This window comes from Rahnella perminowiae (assembly GCF_019049695.1).
Classification (GTDB): domain Bacteria; phylum Pseudomonadota; class Gammaproteobacteria; order Enterobacterales; family Enterobacteriaceae; genus Rahnella; species Rahnella perminowiae.
This window is the reverse complement of sequence record NZ_JAFMOT010000156.1, coordinates 50,005-66,796: the sequence shown is the minus strand read 5'-3', so window position 1 is coordinate 66,796 and position 16,792 is coordinate 50,005. Positions and strand designations below refer to the sequence as shown.

Below are 16,792 nucleotides of genomic sequence, written 5' to 3'. Positions count from 1 at the left end.
GTCTTGGGGGGCGGCGGCGATAGGCCGCCCCCCAAGTCGGTGTGAGCCGACGCCCACGGTTTTGACTTTAAAACATTTCACATCAGCACTTTATACATCACACTGGTCGATTCCAGCATCCCCGCCGTCGACATCGCATAGTGCGGGATCGTTCCGCTCAGGGTAAAGCCCAGATTTTCATACAGCGTTTGCGCCGGGCTGCCCGTCACCGTATCCAGCACCAGCAGCGTTTTACCCTCCTCACGCGCCAGCGCTTCAACCGTTGTCATCAGTTGGCGCGCAACACCTTTGCGGCGGCCATCAGGATGAACCATCAGTTTAACCACGTCACCACGGTGCGCGCCGTTGGCGGGCTGATCAACCACCAGCTGCACCGTGCCGATGATTTTGCCCGCCAGACGCGCCACCAGCAGACGTTTTTCTCCCCGCGCAAAAGCCGGTAATAACTTTTGCCAGAACGCCTGCGCCTGCACAAAACCGAACGGCAGAATAAAACCGATGCTGGCACCCCGCGCCACGGACTGCATCAGGGTTTCGGCCAGCGCATCCAGATCGTCCACCGGCAATACATCCCCCTGCACTTCACTGATCACCACTTCATGATTATGTTGCATCGGAACCAACCTTTCTCATCAGACATTAAGGACGTGAAATAACAATGGCGTAACGTGCATCAGCCGGGCCGGGAACGTGAAAAGAAGACGCGCCGTGGAGATGAAAACGCAGGCAGTCGCCCGCTTCCAGCAGGTAGCTACGGCTATCGAGCGTGAATTCCAGTACGCCTTCCAGCAGCCAGATGTGCTGTTCGAGGCCCTCTACCGGCGGCGAATCATACGAGATAGTCGCGCCCGCTTTCAGCACGCCGGTAATGAGTTCGGCGCGAAATCCCGGTGCCGGCGCGGAGACGGAACGACGCTCGAAGCCGGTTTGCCGGTCATGCCAGACCGGTTGTTGTGAGGCGCGGATAAGCTCCGGCGGATTATCTTCCAGCGCCATCAGCAAACGGGACATCGTCAGCCCGTAAGCTGCACTCAGTTTGCCAAGTAACGAGGCGGTCGGGCTGGTTTCTGCCCGTTCTACGCGTGAAAGCGTTGCGCGGCTGATGCCGGTCAGCTGCGCCAGTTGTTCGAGTGACCAGCCCTGACTGACGCGCAATGCTGTCAGCCGTTCCGCCAGCCGGCGGTCATGACTCTCCTGCCCTGCGTCCATTTGTTGTCCTGCCGTAAAATCTCAATAAAGGGAAAATATCTCTGATGTGAGAATATTGCAAGTTAAAAACCTGTAACCCAAAAGAATGAGACAAGTTGTACAAAAATAATAAAGTTGTACAAGTTTGAAATCTGGCGCTAGAGTTAGCTTATAAGTGGTATGAATATTTTGGATTGAATTATGTCTCTGTATAGCATCGGCGAAGTCGCTCGAATTTGTGGTATCAACCCGGTCACGCTGCGTGCCTGGCAGCGGCGTTACGGCCTGCTGAAGCCGCAACGCACGGAAGGCGGTCATCGTCTGTTTAATGATGATGATCTGGATACCATCCGCACCATCCTGGGGTGGATCAATCGCGGCATTCCGGTCGGACAGGTGAAATCGCTGCTGGAAGGCAAAGTGGATGCGCTACCCGGCGGCTGGTCACAGTCAGAACATCAGTTGCTCACCGCCTTACAGGACGGCCGCCCGCAGAAAGTTCGTCAGCTGATAATGGAGTGTGGCCGTGAATATCCGGCGGCGGCATTCGTGAATAATGTGCTTCGTCCGCTTCGTGCGCGTCTGAGTTCCGGCGATTCACGACTGCTGATGTTACGCAGCCAGCTCGATGGCCTGATCATTGAACATTCGGTGATGAGCATGAACGCGGCGCGTAAACGTCCCGGCCCGCTGGCCACCCTGGTCGGCTGGGGTCAGGTGGACAGCACCGAGTTGTGGCTCGAAGCCATTGTGCGTTGCGAAGCAGGATTGCAGATCGAGATATTGCCGGTTCAGCTCAGCGAACCTTACCTGGAAAACCTGAGCGGTTCACAAATTCTGTTGTGGTCTGAAGGCCGTCTGACACAGGTTCAGCGCCAGCGGTTGTTGAACTGGGTGGAACAGGGTTTGTCGATAGTCCTGCTGGGCAGTACCGCCGTGTTGCTGGGGGCAGAAGAAACAGACGCAGTGGAAGATGAGTCCGGCGAGCACCTGCATGAGGATGACCGTCATGCCGGTCTTCATATCGTGCCAGTCCCTCAGCAAGGAAAAAATAATGATTAAACATTTTCCTGAGACCACCCTATCCGCCGATGTTCTTGCGCAGCTGTGCGAGTTTTACAGCTATCTCGACACCAGCCGCCTGCCGCAGCTTTCACGCATTTATCATCCGCAGGTAGTGTTTATCGATCCGGTATCGCATTACGAAGGCGTTGATGCGCTGGAACACTATTTTGCGCAACTGCTTAAAAAAGTGAATTACTGCCGTTTTGAGATCCAGCCTCCGCTGGTTCAGGGCGATGAAGCCTCACTGTTCTGGCAGATGGGATTTTCGCATCCGGCACTGAAAAAGGGTCAGGAGATGTTCCTTAACGGCGCAAGCCATCTGCGTATGAATGAAAACCGCATTATCTATCAGCGCGATTATTACGATCTCGGTGCAATGTTGTATGAACACGTTCCGGTGCTCGGCAGTGCCGTACGCGCTGTCAAAGCCAGGTTGAAATAATGCGCCGCGTGCTGATTACCGGTGCCAGTTCAGGTATCGGAAAACAACTGGCGCAGGATTATGCCGCCGGAGGCTGGGAAGTCATTGCCTGTGGGCGCGATGAGGAAAAGCTGATGGCGGTCGCCGCAGCCAGCCCGCTCATCATCCCGCTACGTTTTGATATCACTGATTTACACGCAACCCGTGAGGCCCTGCAGGGCCGGCAGGTCGATTTAGCGATTCTTTGCGCCGGCACCTGCGAATATCTCGACAATGGCGTCGTCGATGCCGAAAAAGTCATGCGGGTGATGAACACCAATTTTACCGGTCCGGTCAATTGCCTTGATGCCCTGCTGCCCGGCTTAGCACCCGGCAGTCGGGTGGCACTGGTGGGTTCCGTCGCCTGGTTGCTGCCATTTGCACGCAGTGAAGCTTATGGAGCATCCAAAGCCGCGCTGGCCTTTTTTGCCCGTTCTCTGGCGGTTGATCTGGCGAAACGTCAGATTCATATTTCCCTGATCCAGCCGGGGTTTGTCGAAACGCCGCTGACATCGCGCAATGATTTCCCGATGCCGATGATGGTAAGCGTCACGCAAGCCTCAAAGCATATCCGTAAAAAACTGGCGCGCGGTGACAATGAAATTGCTTTCCCCCCGCTTTTTGTTCGTTTACTCAAGGTAGCTTCGTTGCTGCCCGTTAGTCTGCAACAAAGGTTATGCCGGAAAATGGTGAAATAAAATGACAACAAAAGTCGCGATTGTGGGCAGTGGGATCTCAGGGCTGAGCTGTGCGTGGTTGCTGGCAAAAAGTCAGCCAGACTGCGAGATTACCGTCTTTGAAGCCGCGGAAACGTTAGGCGGACATACTGCCACGCGGGATGTGATTTCCGACGGAAAAGAATACGCCATCGACACCGGTTTTATCGTCTATAACTCGCGGACGTACCCGCATTTTATTGCCCTGCTCAAAGAACTGGGCATTGAAGGCCAGCCGACGGAAATGAGTTTTTCCGTACGCAATCCGGTTAACAAACTTGAATACAACGGCCACTCGCTGAACAGCCTGTTTGCCCAGCGCCGCAATCTGTTCAGGCCGCAATTCTGGCGGTTTATCCTTGAGATCCTGCGGTTTAACAAACTGTGCAAAGTACGCCTGCTGAACCCGCACAATGACGAAGATACGCTGGCTGATTTGCTTGATCAAAACGGTTTCACGCCGTTTTTCGCCCTGCATTATGTGCTGCCGATGGGGGCGGCCATCTGGTCTTCTTCGCTGAGCGATATGGCGGAATTCCCGCTGTCGATGTTCCTGCGCTTTTTCGATAATCACGGGCTGCTGGACGTCAGCAACCGCCCGCAGTGGATGGTGGTACCCGGCGGGTCGCGGGAATATATCCGCCGGATGCAGGAAAAACTTCCGGCCAACGTCAGGCTGCTCACGCATGCGCCGGTCAGTAACGTCATACGCACGCCTGCCGGCGTGACGCTGCACTCGCCGTACGGCGAGGCGCATTTTGATCAGATTGTTTTTGCCTGTCACTCCGATCAGGCACTGGCGATTCTGGGTGATAACGCCAGCGCAGATGAGCAGAGCATTCTCAGCGCCCTGCCTTATCAGAGCAATGACGTCATTTTGCATACCGATACACATCTCCTGCCACGGGAAAAACGCGCCTGGGCGAGCTGGAATTATCAGTTGCCCAATTCACTGCATCTGACGGACCGCGCAGATATGCGCGACAGTAATGCAGCACACCATCGCCGTGCCAGCGTGACCTATAACATGAATATTTTGCAGGGACTGAACGCACCGCAGACTTTTTGTGTGTCACTCAACCCGCTGACACCGATTGATGAAAACAAGGTTCTGTTCCGCACCACCTACATGCATCCTGTTCTCAATCTCGCCAGTCATCACGCGCAGCAGGAACGCTACCGGATCAATGGTCACAACCGCACCTGGTTCTGCGGGGCCTACTGGTACAACGGCTTTCATGAAGACGGCGTTAACAGCGCGCGTGACGTAGCGGAGAAACTCAACCTGCAACTTTTCAGTGGCCGGTTACACAATGAGCATGAAAAACAGGAAGCGTCATGAACAGCCAGTTGTATGTCGGCACGGTGCGCCATCGCCGGTTTACGCCGGTTGAACACCGTTTCGACTACGATATTTTCATGCCGCTGATTGACCTGGATGAACTGGATCAGTTACCTGCAAAAGGTATTCAGCTCGAACGTTTTTCCGCCGCCAGTTTTCGCCGCAAAGATTATCTCGGCGGCGGTGATATCAAAACCAAAGCGCAGGCGCGAATTGAAGCACTGACCGGCGAACGCCCGGACGGACGGGTGATGTTGTTGTGTCAGTTATGCTATTTCGGCTGCTATTTTAATCCGGTGAACTTTTACTATCTCTATGATCAGCAGGGTGTTTTGCGCTGGATGCTGGCCGAGGTGCGTAATACACCCTGGAACGAGCGCCACACCTATGCCGTCCTCCCTGACGGTTCGCAACCGGTGCCGAAAGCCTTTCATGTGTCGCCTTTTAATCCGATGGACATGGTCTATCACTGGCGGCTGACACCGCCGGGAAAGCAGTTGCATATCACTATCGAAAATCACCGCCAGACACGGGAATTCGATGCAACCCTTTCACTGACAGCCCGTCCGCTGACCCGCACGGCGTTGCGTCAGCAATTGTGGCGACTGCCTCTTATGACCGCAAAAACCGCACTGACCATTTACTGGCAGGCGCTGAAACTGTGGCTGAAACGGGCCCCCGTTTATTCTCATCCTCCCGTTGATAAGGACTGACCATGAGTCAACCTGAAATGCAGCTCGCCCGTGACAGGGCGAATAACAGGCGCAGCAAGGCGGCACGCGCATTGATTCTTGGTGTACTAAAGCAGCTTAAGGGTGCCGGCCTGACCCTGCGGGAACCCGGCGAGGAGGCAATATTATTTGGCGATCCGACTGCGGTATTACAGGGTGAAATCGACATCCGGCACCTGCGTGCCTACCGTCGCGTACTGCTGGGTGGCAGCGTCGCCGCCGGTGAAAGCTTTATTGATGGCGACTGGACAACGCCCAATCTGACCGTTGTTCTGCAACTGCTGGCCGAGAACCTCAGGCTGGTCGACAAACTCGAAGCACGCCTCAGCTGGCTGAGTACGCCAGCCAAAAAAATCGTTCATTTTTTCCGCCGTAACAGTCTGTCACAGGCGCGTAAAAATATTTCAGCCCATTACGACCTGGGCAACGATTTTTACCAGGGTTTTCTTGATGAGAAGATGCTTTATTCATCGGCCTGGTATCAGGAACCGCAGATGACCCTGGAACAGGCGCAGGAAGCCAAGATGCGCCGTTTATGTGAACAGCTGCAATTGAAAGCGGGCGATCATTTATTGGAGATCGGCACCGGCTGGGGCGCCATGGCCGAATTTGCCGCGCGGGAATACGGCTGTCAGGTGACCACGACCACCATTTCCCGCGAACAATATCGCTTTGCCTGTGAACGGATCGAACAGGCCGGGCTGAGTGACCGCGTGACGGTGCTGTTTGAAGATTATCGTTCATTGCGGGGTCAGTTCGACAAACTGGTGTCGATAGAGATGATCGAAGCGGTCGGCAAGCAGTATCTTTCCACCTTTTTCAAACGCTGTAACGCGCTGCTCAAACCTCACGGGCGGATGGCCATTCAGGCAATTACTATTGCAGACCAGCGTTATGCCGCCTACAGCCGTAATGTCGATTTTATTCAGCGTTATGTTTTCCCCGGTGGCTTTTTGCCTTCCATTACTGCCATGAATGACGCGATGACCCGCTGCACCAGTCTGGTGGTGCGTGATCTGTTCGATATCGGTTCCGATTACGCCCGTACGCTTCATGAATGGCGGGAACGGGTTCAGCGCTACTGGAGCACGCAGACAGACGGAGTGCAGGACGAATATTTCCGCCGCCTGTGGCTGTTCTATCTGTGCTACTGCGAGGCAGGTTTCCGTGCACGCACCATCAGCACCGTTCAGCTTGTTGCCGAGCGACGCGGATGAAATCTTTGCGCTTCTGGCTGCTGACACTGGGCTTTGACGTCTGGTGGACATTGGCCGTGTGGGGGCGCGGGCGCTTTATCCTCTTCCTGCTGTTAAGCAGTTTTCTGATGCTGGCGTTTACGCCAGCAAAACGCCGGTTATGGGTCGCCGTTGCCTGCACGCTGGGCATCATAATGGATTCGCTGTGGTGCATTTTGGGGCTGTTTGAATTTACGGGGTCTTCCGCCGTCCCACCGTGGATGATGGCGTTATGGCTGGGCTTCAGCGCCTGGTGGCTGTGGTTACTCAGCAATTTACGGCTGACGTGGTACTGGCTGATACCTCTCGGCGCGGTCAGTGGCCCGCTGGCCTATTACCTGGGAATGCAACTCGGTGCCATGCAACTTCTCGCCACACCCGTTTATGTCTGGCTGCTGCTGGCAACAGGCTGGGCGATATTCTTACCGCTGATCAGCCTGCCGGTACTGCTCAGCCATAACACAGGACGGAAAACCCGATGACACGCCTATTGCTGGCAGCACTTTCGCTGATGATGTCTTTCTCTGCCCTGGCTGCCACACCATGGGGGGCATGGCAACAGGTCGGACGCGCCACCCTGAGCTGGGGGCCTTTTGAGGTTTATCATTCGCAACTGCTGACACCTGACGGTAAATATCAGACCGGAAAATGGCCGCAGGCGCTGGTGATTGAATATCTGCGCAGCATTGATCATCAGGAACTGACCAAAGCCACCGAAGAACAATGGCAGGCTCTGGGCATACTGGCAGAGGCACAAAAAAATGGCTGGCCGGACGCGGTGCAAAACACCTGGCCGGATGTCAGTAACGGCAGTGAAATCGTGTTTGTCGCGACTGAAAAAGGCGGCCAGTTTTACAGCCAGCCCGCCAACAGCGTGCTGAGTACGCCGGTGGGACGGCCTTTCAGCCCGGCATTCCGCGATGCCTTTCTGGCAATCTGGCTCTCGCCTGCCACGCAGTATCCTGATTTACGCAGTAAGCTGACCGGCGCATCCGCGCCCGATTAATGGCATCTTATGGAGGTTTTATGACTGTTCTGCGCAAGATTTTTGTCACGCTGGTCGTCGGCGGTATGCTGTTACTCACCGGCTGCAAAGCCAATATTCAGGATTACGCACAGGCGCAACCGAAACTGGATATTTTCACCTGGTTCGCCGGTGACAGCATCGCCTACGGCATGGTGCAGGATCACAGTAACAAACAAACCCGGCGTTTCACGGCGAGAATCCACGGTGACGTGGCGGGTGATACGCTGACGTTGCATGAAAATTTTGTGTATGACGATGGTGAGAAACAGACCCGCATCTGGCGTATCCGCAAACTGGCGGACGGCAGTTATACCGGTACGGCAGGCGACATTATCGGCACCGCCACCGGCCAATCCGCCGGCAATGCCTTTAACTGGAAATATGTGATGGATGTGAAATCAGGCGGCAGCACCTATCGTCTGACGTTCGATGACTGGATTTACCAGCAGGATCAGCAGCATCTGTTTAACGTCACCGCGCTGAAAAAATTCGGCGTAGAAGTCGCGCGGGTGACAATCTTCTTTGAGAAGCAGTGAGGTAAGCTCGATCGGCTCCCTCCCCTGCGAAGGGGAGAATTAAACCTTCACTCCTTTAATCTCAGTCTTCCTGCGCCCGAACACGAATTTTCCCAGCGTCACCAGCAATACCGCGCAGAGAATAACACCTAACGCCACCCATTCGACCGGTGAGAGGGATTCACCGCCGAAGCCAATGCCCAGCAGAACAGCCACAATCGGGTTCACATAGGCATAACTGGTGGCCACGGCAGGTCGGACGGTTTTCAGCAAAAACATATAGGCGCTGATGGCAATCATCGAGCCAAACACCACCAGATAACCGAGCGCCAGAAAACCGCTCATTCCGGGGACTGCCGTCAGATGCTCACCGCTGAACCGGCTGGCTACCAGCAGCACCACGCCTGCAATAATCATTTCTGCGGCACCGGCCATTAAGCCTTTTGGTAACGGCAGACGCGAACTCCACACCGAACCGAATGCCCAGCTTAACGAGGCAAGCAGGATCAGCGCCGCACCCCACGGGTTGCCTACCAGATTGCTGCCGGTATTGAGCAGCACGATCCCGAACAGGCCTATCGCGACACCGGTCCACTCGAGGCGGCTGTTGGGCATACCCCACAGACGACTGAAGCACAATGTAAACAGCGGCACGGTCGCGACCATTACCGCAGCAATGCCTGACGGCACCTGCATATGTTCAGCCACCGTCACCAGCCCGTTACCGACAGAGAGCAGCAAAACTCCCACCGCACCGGCGGCCATCCACTGTTTAAGCGCCGGCACTTTATGCCCGCGTAACAACAGAAAGCTAAAAAGAATGCACCCGGCGAGGAAGAAACGCAGCCCGGCCATCATCAGCGGTGGCCAGCTTTCTACGCCCACGCGGATGACGAAATAGGTAGAACCCCAGATAAAATACAGTGCAAAAAGTGCAGCGATCAGTGGCAGCAGAGAACGGGTAGCAGAACCAGTCATAGGAATAACTTATTAGCGTGATAACGAAGGCAGACAGTTAACGCTATTGGCGCGAATAACGGCAAGGAAATCTGTGCGATCGCGTCAAAATGTTGTTAAAAAGTTTCTGTATATGACGAAAAATGCGATGGCATCCCCCCTAAAAGTAATCACAGCATGAATAGTCTGTTGCAGGGGTGAGGAAACGATTTATAATTCCCCGTTCAAAATCCTGAGGTACTTACATGAACTCGCTTGGCAAAAAATTATTTATCGCGCTGTTTGGTCTGATGGCAATCGGCGCAATTGGTGGCGTGATGGTTGCCGGTTATGCGGTGGTGATTCAGGACGACGCTAAACCGGTCAGCGACAGCGACGCCCCTTCAGTAGTGCCTGCACCAGCGCCGGCATCAGCGAACTGATTTGCCCACTGACCGTTGCTGCCAGCGTTGTAACCATTGGCTCCAGCGTTCAAATAGCATATCCACACAAATCGCCAGCAGTGCGACAATCACCGCGCCCTGCAATACATAAGCGGTATTAAAACCGCTCAGGCCGATGATAATCGGCGAGCCGAGGCTCAAGGTACCGACCGACGAGGCTATTGCCGCCGTCCCGATATTGATAATCACGGACGTGCGGATCCCTGAAATAATCACCGGTGCCGCCAGCGGAATTTCCACTTTTCGCAGCATCTGCCAGCGGCTCATCCCCACGCCCTGCGCAATCTCGCGCGCCGACGCCGGGACCGATTCAATACCGGCAATCGTCCCCTGTAAAACCGGCAACAACCCGTAAAGCACCAGCGCAATAATCGCCGGTTTTTCGCTAAACCCCATCACCGGCACCGCCACGGCCAGCACCGCAACCGGCGGAAAGGTCTGCCCCATGGCCACCAGCGTTTCCACCAGAGAGCGGAATTCTTTGCCTGCCGGACGCGTCACACCGACGCCCGCCGCCACGCCAATCACCACCGCGATCAGACTGGAAATCCCCACCAGTAACAGATGCGCCTGTACCAGCGCGGCGAAACTTTCCTGCTGATACACCGGCCTGCTGAGTGCCGGGAACATCCAGTGGAACAGGCCGCCGAGCGACGTCATGCCGAAAATCAGCGCCAGTAACAGCGCGAAAAGCCAGAGTAAAGGATCGGTGATAATCCGCACTACTGTCTGTTTCATGCGCCGCTCCTGGGTGCCGTCAGATCTGCAAAATGCAGCACGCCCAGCGGCTGCCCCTGCTCATCAACCACCGGCAATTGCTGAACCTGCTGTGCGACAAAGGCTGACAGCGCCTGACTCAGGTTCATATTTTCGGTCAGCGGAGGCTGGCTGCCGGAATACGGCTCGCCGCGTCGCGTCAGTGAGCCAACTTCGCACAGCGACAACAAACGGATCCCCATGTCGCTGCCACCGAAGAAATCGCGCACAAATGACGTCGCCGGTTGCGTCAGCAGTTCCAGCGGCGTGCCCTGCTGCACCACCTGCCCGTCATTGAGCAGTACGATGCGGTCACCCAGCGCCAGCGCTTCATCGATATCGTGTGTCACCAGCACGATGGTGCGGTGAGTGATTTTATGGATACGAGCCACTTCTTCCTGCAACGTAGCACGGGTCACCGGATCGAGCGCGCCGAAGGGTTCATCCATCAGCAACACTTCCGGGTCAGACGCCAGCGCCCGCGCCACACCAACGCGCTGCTGCTGGCCGCCGGAAAGCTGGTGCGGATACCGCTGACGGAACTGTTTCGGGTCAAGACTGAGCAGTTCGAGCAGTTCGGTCACACGGTCACGGATTTTCGCTTTCGGCCATTTCAGCAACTGCGGCACAGTGGCGATGTTTTCTTCCACCGTCCAGTGCGGAAACAGCCCGATGGACTGGATGGCGTACCCCATCCGGCGGCGTAAATCCTGCGCCCGGAATTTTTCTATCGGTTCTCCGGCAAACAAAATCTCCCCGCGATCATGCTCCACCAGCCGGTTGATCATTTTGAGTGTGGTGGATTTCCCGGAACCGGAGGTGCCGATCAGCACGGTGAATTCGCCTTTGGCCATTTCCAGCGTGAGATCGCGCACGACCGCTTTTCCGGCAAAGTGTTTGCTAACCTGCTTGAAATGGATCATCTGCGTGTGGTTTCCAGAATTGAAACTGCGAATTTAAATATGCTGTCGACGACCACGGCCATCAGTACCGCCGGGATCACCCCGAGTAATACCAGATCCAGTGCGCTGCTGAGCAACCCCTGGAACATGATGGCACCCAGTCCGCCCGCGCCGATCAGCGCCGCAACCATTGCCATACCCACGGTTTGCACTGCCACAATGCGGATACCGGTCAGGATCACCGGCAAGGCGATCGGCATCTGCACACGAAGAAAGACCTGTGCGCGGTTCATGCCCATGCCGCGCGCGGATTCAGTCACCGCTTCCGGCACTGACTCAAGACCGGCAATCACACCACGTACCAGCGGCAACAACGAATACAGCACCAGCGCGATAATCGCCGGTGCCAGCCCGATACCGCTGATACCGTGCTCCGCCAGCCACGGCAGCGCTTTTGCCAGCCCCGCCAGCGGCGCGAGCAGCAAACCAAACAGTGCAATCGATGGCACGGTCTGAATAATGTTCAGTACCGACAATACCGGCCCGCGCCAGCGGGGCTGGCGGTGACAGAGCAAACCGACCGGCAATCCAATCAACACAGCAGGCACCAGCGTGCCAGTCAAAATGCCCAGATGCTGCCACAGTGCGTCGTTAAACACATCGGAGCGGTTATCGTATTCTTTGAGCAACGAAAGCTCAGCAAGCTGGCCGTACGCCAGCAGCAAAATCACGGGCACAATCATCTGCACATTGAGCAAAATGCGCAGGCTGTGATTACGGGTAAAACGGGAAATAGCATCGGACGCGATCAGCAGACAAAGCGCTGCGCCGGCCCAGAAACCGCCGCCCAGCGAAGTGCGTGCGATACTGTCTTCATTGCCGCCAGACAGTTGTAATGCGCTGTGCCCTGCCAGCCAGACCAGGGCGGTCAGCAGAATTTCTGCCAGCATCATCACCAGTAAATGATGACGGCCATACAGTGTGAGAAAGGCACAAATCAGCAGCAACGCGGCAGGCAGCAGAAGTAACGCAGAATAGCCCTGCAACAGGCTCGCCAGCGAAATGCCTTTACCGGACACCAGCCGGTTAGGTGCATGGCTGACGAAAGCCAGGCCGAAACCGGCCAGCAACAGCAGCAAAACCAACGTCAGCAGGACGCGGTTTTTGACGGGTGAGTGATAAGTCAAAGCATTACCTGATATCAAAGAGCACGATCCGAAGATCGTGCTCAGGGCGTCACTGCCCGGTTATTTTTTAACGAAACCTTTTTCCTGCAAATACTTCGCAGCCACTTTTTTCGCATCCTGTCCGTCAACGGCGATTTTCGCGTTCAGGCCCTGCAACGTTTTAGTATCAAGGGAGGCAAAAACGGGTTTGAGCAAATCAGGAATATTCGGATGCGCTTTCAGCGCCGCCTCGCGGATGACAGGCGCTGGTGCGTAAATCGGTTGCACACCTTTTGGATCTTCCAGCGTTTGCAGGCCAAGTGCCGCCACCGGGCCATCCGTACCATAGGCCATCGCCGCATTCACACCGGAGGTTTGTTCCGCCGCCGCTTTGATGGTCACCGCCGTATCGCCACCCGCCAGGGAGAGCAACTGTGCCTGACTGAGTTTGAAACCGTAGGCATTTTCAAAGGCCGGTAAGGCATCCGGACGCTCAATAAATTCTGCCGAGGCCGCCAGTTTAAAATCGCCGCCGCTGCTGATGTATTTGCCTAAATCACCGAGAGATTTCAGGTTGTGCGCACTCGCCACATCCTGACGCACAGCGATAGTCCAGGTGTTATTGGCCGGAGACGGGCTCAGCCAGACAATTTTGTTTTGATCGTAATCCAGCTTTTTAACCTTATCGAAACCAGCCTGCGCATTTTTCCACGCGGGGTCTTTATCATCAGAGAAGAAGAACGCGCCGTTACCGGTGTATTCAGGATAGATATCGATTTCACCGGCGGTGATAGCGCCGCGCACCACTTTCGTCGTTCCCAGTTGCAATTTGTTGGTGGTGTGGATGCCGTTCGCTTCCAGCACCTGGATAATTATGTTACCGAGCAGCGAACCTTCGGTATCAATTTTTGAACCGACACGCACGGCATCATCAGCGGCCTGTGCGCTGAAACTTAATGCAGATACCAGCGCCAGTGCTGCCACTGAAAATCCCCGTACTCGCCCAGTTGTTACAGTCATGTTCTATCCTCTTATCGGGTTATGTTGGTTTTGTCGCCCGGCGACTGCTCCGTCATTCAATCTGCTTTCATCGGTGAAAACTTTCGTTCGTGAAAACAAGCTGCTAACAAGAATAGTCCAATTTTGCGCAGGGGAATGGATGGTGATCTATAAAAGCAGGCGGTGATAGCCGGGTAAAATGCCGAAATGTACGAAGCTTATCCGTGAAATCGCTGAGGCGACGTGCCGGCGGGTCTGACCGGTGGCGGTAACGTGACCAGCACGATTTTATACTGGCTGACATACGCTTAGATCATTGGGTTTTAAGTTATAGCCATTTGTTTTCATGCAATGCTTAATCAGGACTTGTGACCGGTATCACCTCGCCTCTATGCTGGCTTTTTTGTCAAAAAGCGTAAACACAACAATGTCTGACTTAATTGCGGCCTCACAGACCGCCTCTTCAGGGGATTACAGCGCAGCCGACACGGCGACTGACCAGCCGGTGGTGATTCGTTCCGCTGCCGATATTACTCAGTTAGTGAACCGCGGCGCAGCGAAAATCAGCGACGCGCGCATCGTGATTGCTATCGCACTGGGCGGCGTTTTCCTCGACGCTTACGACCTCGGTGCGCTGGCCTTCGGGATGAAAGATATCACCCGCCAGTTCGGCCTGACACCTTCCGGCGCAGGCTTTGTGGCCTCGGCGATTACTTTCGGGGCGATTGTGGGCGCACTCTTCGGCGGCTATCTGACCGACAAAATTGGCCGTTACCGCGTCTTTATGGCCGATATGTTCTTCTTCGTCATTGCCGCTCTGGCCTGTGCCTTTGCACCCAATGAGTGGGTTCTCGGCGGATCACGCTTTGTGATGGGTCTCGGGGTCGGCATCGATTTACCGGTGGCGATGGCATTTCTGGCGGAGTTTTCAAAACTGCAGGGCCGCGGCAATAAAGCCTCGCGCGTGGCAATGTGGTGTCCGACGTGGTACGCGGCGATCAGCGTCTCCTATCTGCTGGTGCTGCTGCTTTACGCGGTGCTGCCCGCGACGCACACCGACTGGTTGTGGCGTCTGATCCTCGGTTTCGGCGCGGTGCCTGCGATTCTGATTATCGCTATCCGTCACCGCTATATGAATGAATCGCCGGTCTGGGCTGCCAATCAGGGTGACCTGCAAAGCGCTGCGGCAATCCTGCGTAAGTCTTACAACATTCACGCAGTCGTGGCTGAAGATGCGGACAAAACACCGCAGGTGAAAGTGCGCAAAGCCGCATGGCGTAACTACGGTACGCTGTTGCAGGGTATTTATCTGCGCCGCACTGTGCTGGCGACCGTGACGGCAGTGGCTTCATCCTTTGCCTATAATGCGGTGGCTTTCGGGCTACCGGTTATCTTATCCAGCTTCCTGCAACAATCGATGATCAGCACTATCCTGTTCTCGCTCGGCCTGAACCTCTGCTTCGCCTTCGTCGGCGGCCTGATTGCGGTGCGGTATGTCTCGAAATTTGGTGCATGGAAAATGACCTATGCCGGTTACGCCTGTCAGTTGGTCGCGATGATCGGCCTGGCACTGGTCGGTCGCCCGGCAGATGGCGGTGAAGCAGCAATTTCCATCGCCATGCTGGCACTGTTCCTGTTCGGTCAGGGCTTCGGCCCGGGATCGCACACCATGACCTTTGCGTCACTGAGCTACCCGACATCACTGCGCGGCATGGGTGTCGGCTTCAACCAGACGCTGATGCGCGGCAGCTCGACGGTCTCGCTGTTCCTGTTCCCGGTACTTTCCGCAGCACTCGGCACCGGCGTGTTCTGGGTGATCGCGTTAGCGCCACTGGCGGGCTTAATCGTGCTGACAGCGGTACGCTGGGAACCGTCGGGATATGATGTGGATGCTGAGGATTTTCAGCAGGAAGTTAAACCAGTTTAGGTTTTTGCCTTGTTCCTCCCCCCGCGAAGGAAAGGATTTTCTTGCTTCTCCCCCTGCGAAGGGGGAGGGCGCAGATCGGTATTCTTACTCCTCTCGGTTAGAAAACTGAGAGAGTGTCATCAAACCACCGCGCTTCTCGGCGCAAACACATACCCGATATCGTTTTCGATCATCGCGGACACCAGCTCAAAACCGCCATTCGGTTTGGCCTGTGCAAACGCCAGTTCACTGGTGAACACCGGGCTGACCCAAAACTGATTCACCGGATCACCATAAATTTCCGGCAGGCGCATTTTGTCTGCCGGACCGCATAACGCCGAGGAAATGACGTGTCCTTCAAAACCGAGCGGTGCCATCGGTGACATCAGGGTGTGACCTTCACCCAGCCAGCTGAGCGTCGTCCAGGGGATCTGCGCATAACCGGATAAGGCACTGGCCATCTGCACGGCATTTTCTTCTGTCACATATTCTTTGCCGACCGAAAAAGCCAGCTCAATACGGCGGTGTTTTTCAGCCTCATCATTGAAAATAATATCGACTTGCGGCATCGGACGGATACTCATGCCAACCGTGAAGAAGTAATAATTTTCTTCATCTTCATGCTGGGAAATCGCCATCGGTGGCCAGTGCCCCTGGTTAATCAGATAATATTTCAGTGAAGGGCCAAAGCGGGCTTCGTAGGATTCCAGCAGCTTGCGCTGGATTTTCGGCCACGGATTGCTGAATTCATTTTGCCAGTCGCGCCAGAACAGACGGGTTTTTTCCGCCAGCTCACATTGCGTATTGGTCGAGGCTGAACCCAGCGGGAAGGTCAGCGGATTCTGTTTAATGCAACCGGCGGAATAACACACCGAATGATCGATATACAAACTCCAGCCGGGGATCACTGCCAGCAACAATCCCTGATACCACAATGCCGCGCCGTCATCGCTTTCATTCCACAGGATCTGGATTTGGGCCGGATCCAGCGGTGCTTCGCCTTCCAGATTGCGGCAATATTGCGCCGCCAGCATCGGGGCAATCCCCTGCTCCATCGCGTCGGTATCATCGTTCGCCGGTGCGGGCACCAGATTGCGAACCCAGCAGGCGCGCATTTTCGGAAAGCGGTCACGCAAATCTTCGCGGGCGAAAATATAGAAATACACCACGCGGTTGTCCTGCTCGACCAGCGCGGTCAGGGTTTGTTTGTCGTTACTGACTTCAGCAACAATGTCGGACTGGCGCATATGACCTCAACAATATAGGAAGTTTATTATTTCCTGTGAGGGTCAGTGTAAAGCGGATAAGCCAGCCCGATAACGGGCAATATTCCCAAAAAAGCCCGATAAATCATTAAAACAGGTGCTTTATTGTCAAAATACCG

At 55.3% G+C, this 16,792-nt stretch carries 18 protein-coding genes and 1 pseudogene; 11 read left to right on the top strand and 8 right to left on the bottom strand.

What is annotated here, in order from left to right; all coding sequences use genetic code 11:
- Positions 1-77: 77 nt before the first annotated feature.
- Together J1781_RS04455 and J1781_RS04450 are read right to left on the bottom strand one after the other, a co-directional pair.
- Positions 78-614 (bottom strand): GNAT family N-acetyltransferase, encoded by a 537-nt coding sequence (locus J1781_RS04455; protein ID WP_217233256.1) that lies wholly within the window; start codon positions 612-614, stop codon positions 78-80.
- Between the two features lie 25 nt (positions 615-639).
- The gene (locus J1781_RS04450) at positions 640-1,209 is read right to left on the bottom strand and encodes a helix-turn-helix domain-containing protein (RefSeq protein ID WP_217233255.1); all 570 of its coding nucleotides are present in this window, start codon (positions 1,207-1,209) and stop codon (positions 640-642) included.
- A 180-nt stretch (positions 1,210-1,389) separates the two neighbouring features.
- Here J1781_RS04450 and J1781_RS04445 point away from each other — a divergent pair, with 180 nt between their 5' ends.
- Genes J1781_RS04445 through J1781_RS04405 form a run of 9 tightly spaced genes read left to right on the top strand, consistent with a single transcriptional unit; the run spans position 1,390 to position 8,300 of the window.
- Positions 1,390-2,250: a MerR family transcriptional regulator gene (locus J1781_RS04445; protein WP_217220030.1), complete on the top strand. Its 861-nt coding sequence runs from the start codon at positions 1,390-1,392 to the stop codon at positions 2,248-2,250.
- Positions 2,243-2,695, top strand: coding sequence for a nuclear transport factor 2 family protein (locus J1781_RS04440; protein ID WP_129951895.1), 453 nt, complete (start codon positions 2,243-2,245; stop codon positions 2,693-2,695). The genes J1781_RS04445 and J1781_RS04440 overlap by 8 nt, the downstream gene beginning before the upstream one ends.
- Entirely contained in the window at positions 2,695-3,411 is a 717-nt protein-coding gene (locus tag J1781_RS04435; protein WP_129951896.1) for an SDR family NAD(P)-dependent oxidoreductase, read from the top strand. The genes J1781_RS04440 and J1781_RS04435 overlap by 1 nt, the downstream gene beginning before the upstream one ends.
- Before the next feature lies 1 nt (position 3,412).
- On the top strand, positions 3,413-4,771 hold the full coding sequence (locus J1781_RS04430) for an NAD(P)/FAD-dependent oxidoreductase (protein ID WP_217233254.1): 1,359 nt from the start codon (positions 3,413-3,415) through the stop codon (positions 4,769-4,771).
- Positions 4,768-5,484: a DUF1365 domain-containing protein gene (locus tag J1781_RS04425; protein ID WP_129951898.1), complete on the top strand. Its 717-nt coding sequence runs from the start codon at positions 4,768-4,770 to the stop codon at positions 5,482-5,484. The genes J1781_RS04430 and J1781_RS04425 overlap by 4 nt, the downstream gene beginning before the upstream one ends.
- Positions 5,485-5,486: 2 nt before the next feature.
- Positions 5,487-6,719, top strand: a complete 1,233-nt coding sequence (locus J1781_RS04420; RefSeq protein WP_129951899.1) for an SAM-dependent methyltransferase — start codon at positions 5,487-5,489, stop codon at positions 6,717-6,719.
- On the top strand, positions 6,716-7,219 hold the full coding sequence (locus J1781_RS04415) for a DUF2878 domain-containing protein (protein WP_129951900.1): 504 nt from the start codon (positions 6,716-6,718) through the stop codon (positions 7,217-7,219). The genes J1781_RS04420 and J1781_RS04415 overlap by 4 nt, the downstream gene beginning before the upstream one ends.
- Complete coding sequence (locus tag J1781_RS04410; protein ID WP_129951901.1) at positions 7,216-7,743, top strand: hypothetical protein; 528 nt, start codon at positions 7,216-7,218, stop codon at positions 7,741-7,743. Before J1781_RS04415 ends, J1781_RS04410 begins: the two co-directional genes overlap by 4 nt.
- Before the next feature lie 20 nt (positions 7,744-7,763).
- The gene (locus J1781_RS04405) at positions 7,764-8,300 is read left to right on the top strand and encodes a DUF3833 domain-containing protein (RefSeq protein ID WP_129951902.1); all 537 of its coding nucleotides are present in this window, start codon (positions 7,764-7,766) and stop codon (positions 8,298-8,300) included.
- A gap of 39 nt (positions 8,301-8,339) precedes the next feature.
- Here the strand turns inward: J1781_RS04405 and yedA are convergent, their stop codons facing one another.
- A complete protein-coding gene (gene yedA / locus J1781_RS04400) occupies positions 8,340-9,257 on the bottom strand; it encodes a drug/metabolite exporter YedA (RefSeq protein WP_217233253.1) in 918 nt (305 codons plus the stop codon).
- 224 nt (positions 9,258-9,481) lie between these two features.
- On the opposite strand from yedA, the pseudogene J1781_RS26405 reads away from it, so the two are divergent.
- Positions 9,482-9,583 (top strand): annotated as a pseudogene (locus J1781_RS26405) (hypothetical protein); the annotation flags it as partial.
- A 63-nt stretch (positions 9,584-9,646) separates the two neighbouring features.
- Here J1781_RS26405 and J1781_RS04390 read toward each other — a convergent pair.
- Genes J1781_RS04390 through osmF form a run of 4 tightly spaced genes read right to left on the bottom strand, consistent with a single transcriptional unit; the run spans position 9,647 to position 13,523 of the window.
- Positions 9,647-10,417 (bottom strand): ABC transporter permease, encoded by a 771-nt coding sequence (locus J1781_RS04390; RefSeq protein WP_129951904.1) that lies wholly within the window; start codon positions 10,415-10,417, stop codon positions 9,647-9,649.
- Complete coding sequence (locus J1781_RS04385) at positions 10,414-11,358, bottom strand: ABC transporter ATP-binding protein (protein WP_129951905.1); 945 nt, start codon at positions 11,356-11,358, stop codon at positions 10,414-10,416. Before J1781_RS04385 ends, J1781_RS04390 begins: the two co-directional genes overlap by 4 nt.
- Positions 11,355-12,524 carry an ABC transporter permease gene (locus tag J1781_RS04380; RefSeq protein ID WP_129990539.1) on the bottom strand — a complete coding sequence of 390 codons (1,170 nt, stop codon included), beginning with the start codon at positions 12,522-12,524 and terminating at the stop codon, positions 11,355-11,357. Before J1781_RS04380 ends, J1781_RS04385 begins: the two co-directional genes overlap by 4 nt.
- Before the next feature lie 60 nt (positions 12,525-12,584).
- On the bottom strand, positions 12,585-13,523 hold the full coding sequence (gene osmF, locus J1781_RS04375; protein ID WP_129951907.1) for a glycine betaine ABC transporter substrate-binding protein OsmF: 939 nt from the start codon (positions 13,521-13,523) through the stop codon (positions 12,585-12,587).
- A 406-nt stretch (positions 13,524-13,929) separates the two neighbouring features.
- Here osmF and J1781_RS04370 point away from each other — a divergent pair, with 406 nt between their 5' ends.
- Positions 13,930-15,429, top strand: a complete 1,500-nt coding sequence (locus J1781_RS04370) for an MFS transporter (RefSeq protein ID WP_217233252.1) — start codon at positions 13,930-13,932, stop codon at positions 15,427-15,429.
- Positions 15,430-15,548: 119 nt separating this feature from the next.
- Here J1781_RS04370 and J1781_RS04365 read toward each other — a convergent pair whose 3' ends face one another.
- Positions 15,549-16,655 carry a suppressor of fused domain protein gene (locus tag J1781_RS04365; RefSeq protein ID WP_129951909.1) on the bottom strand — a complete coding sequence of 369 codons (1,107 nt, stop codon included), beginning with the start codon at positions 16,653-16,655 and terminating at the stop codon, positions 15,549-15,551.
- Positions 16,656-16,792 lie beyond the last annotated feature (137 nt).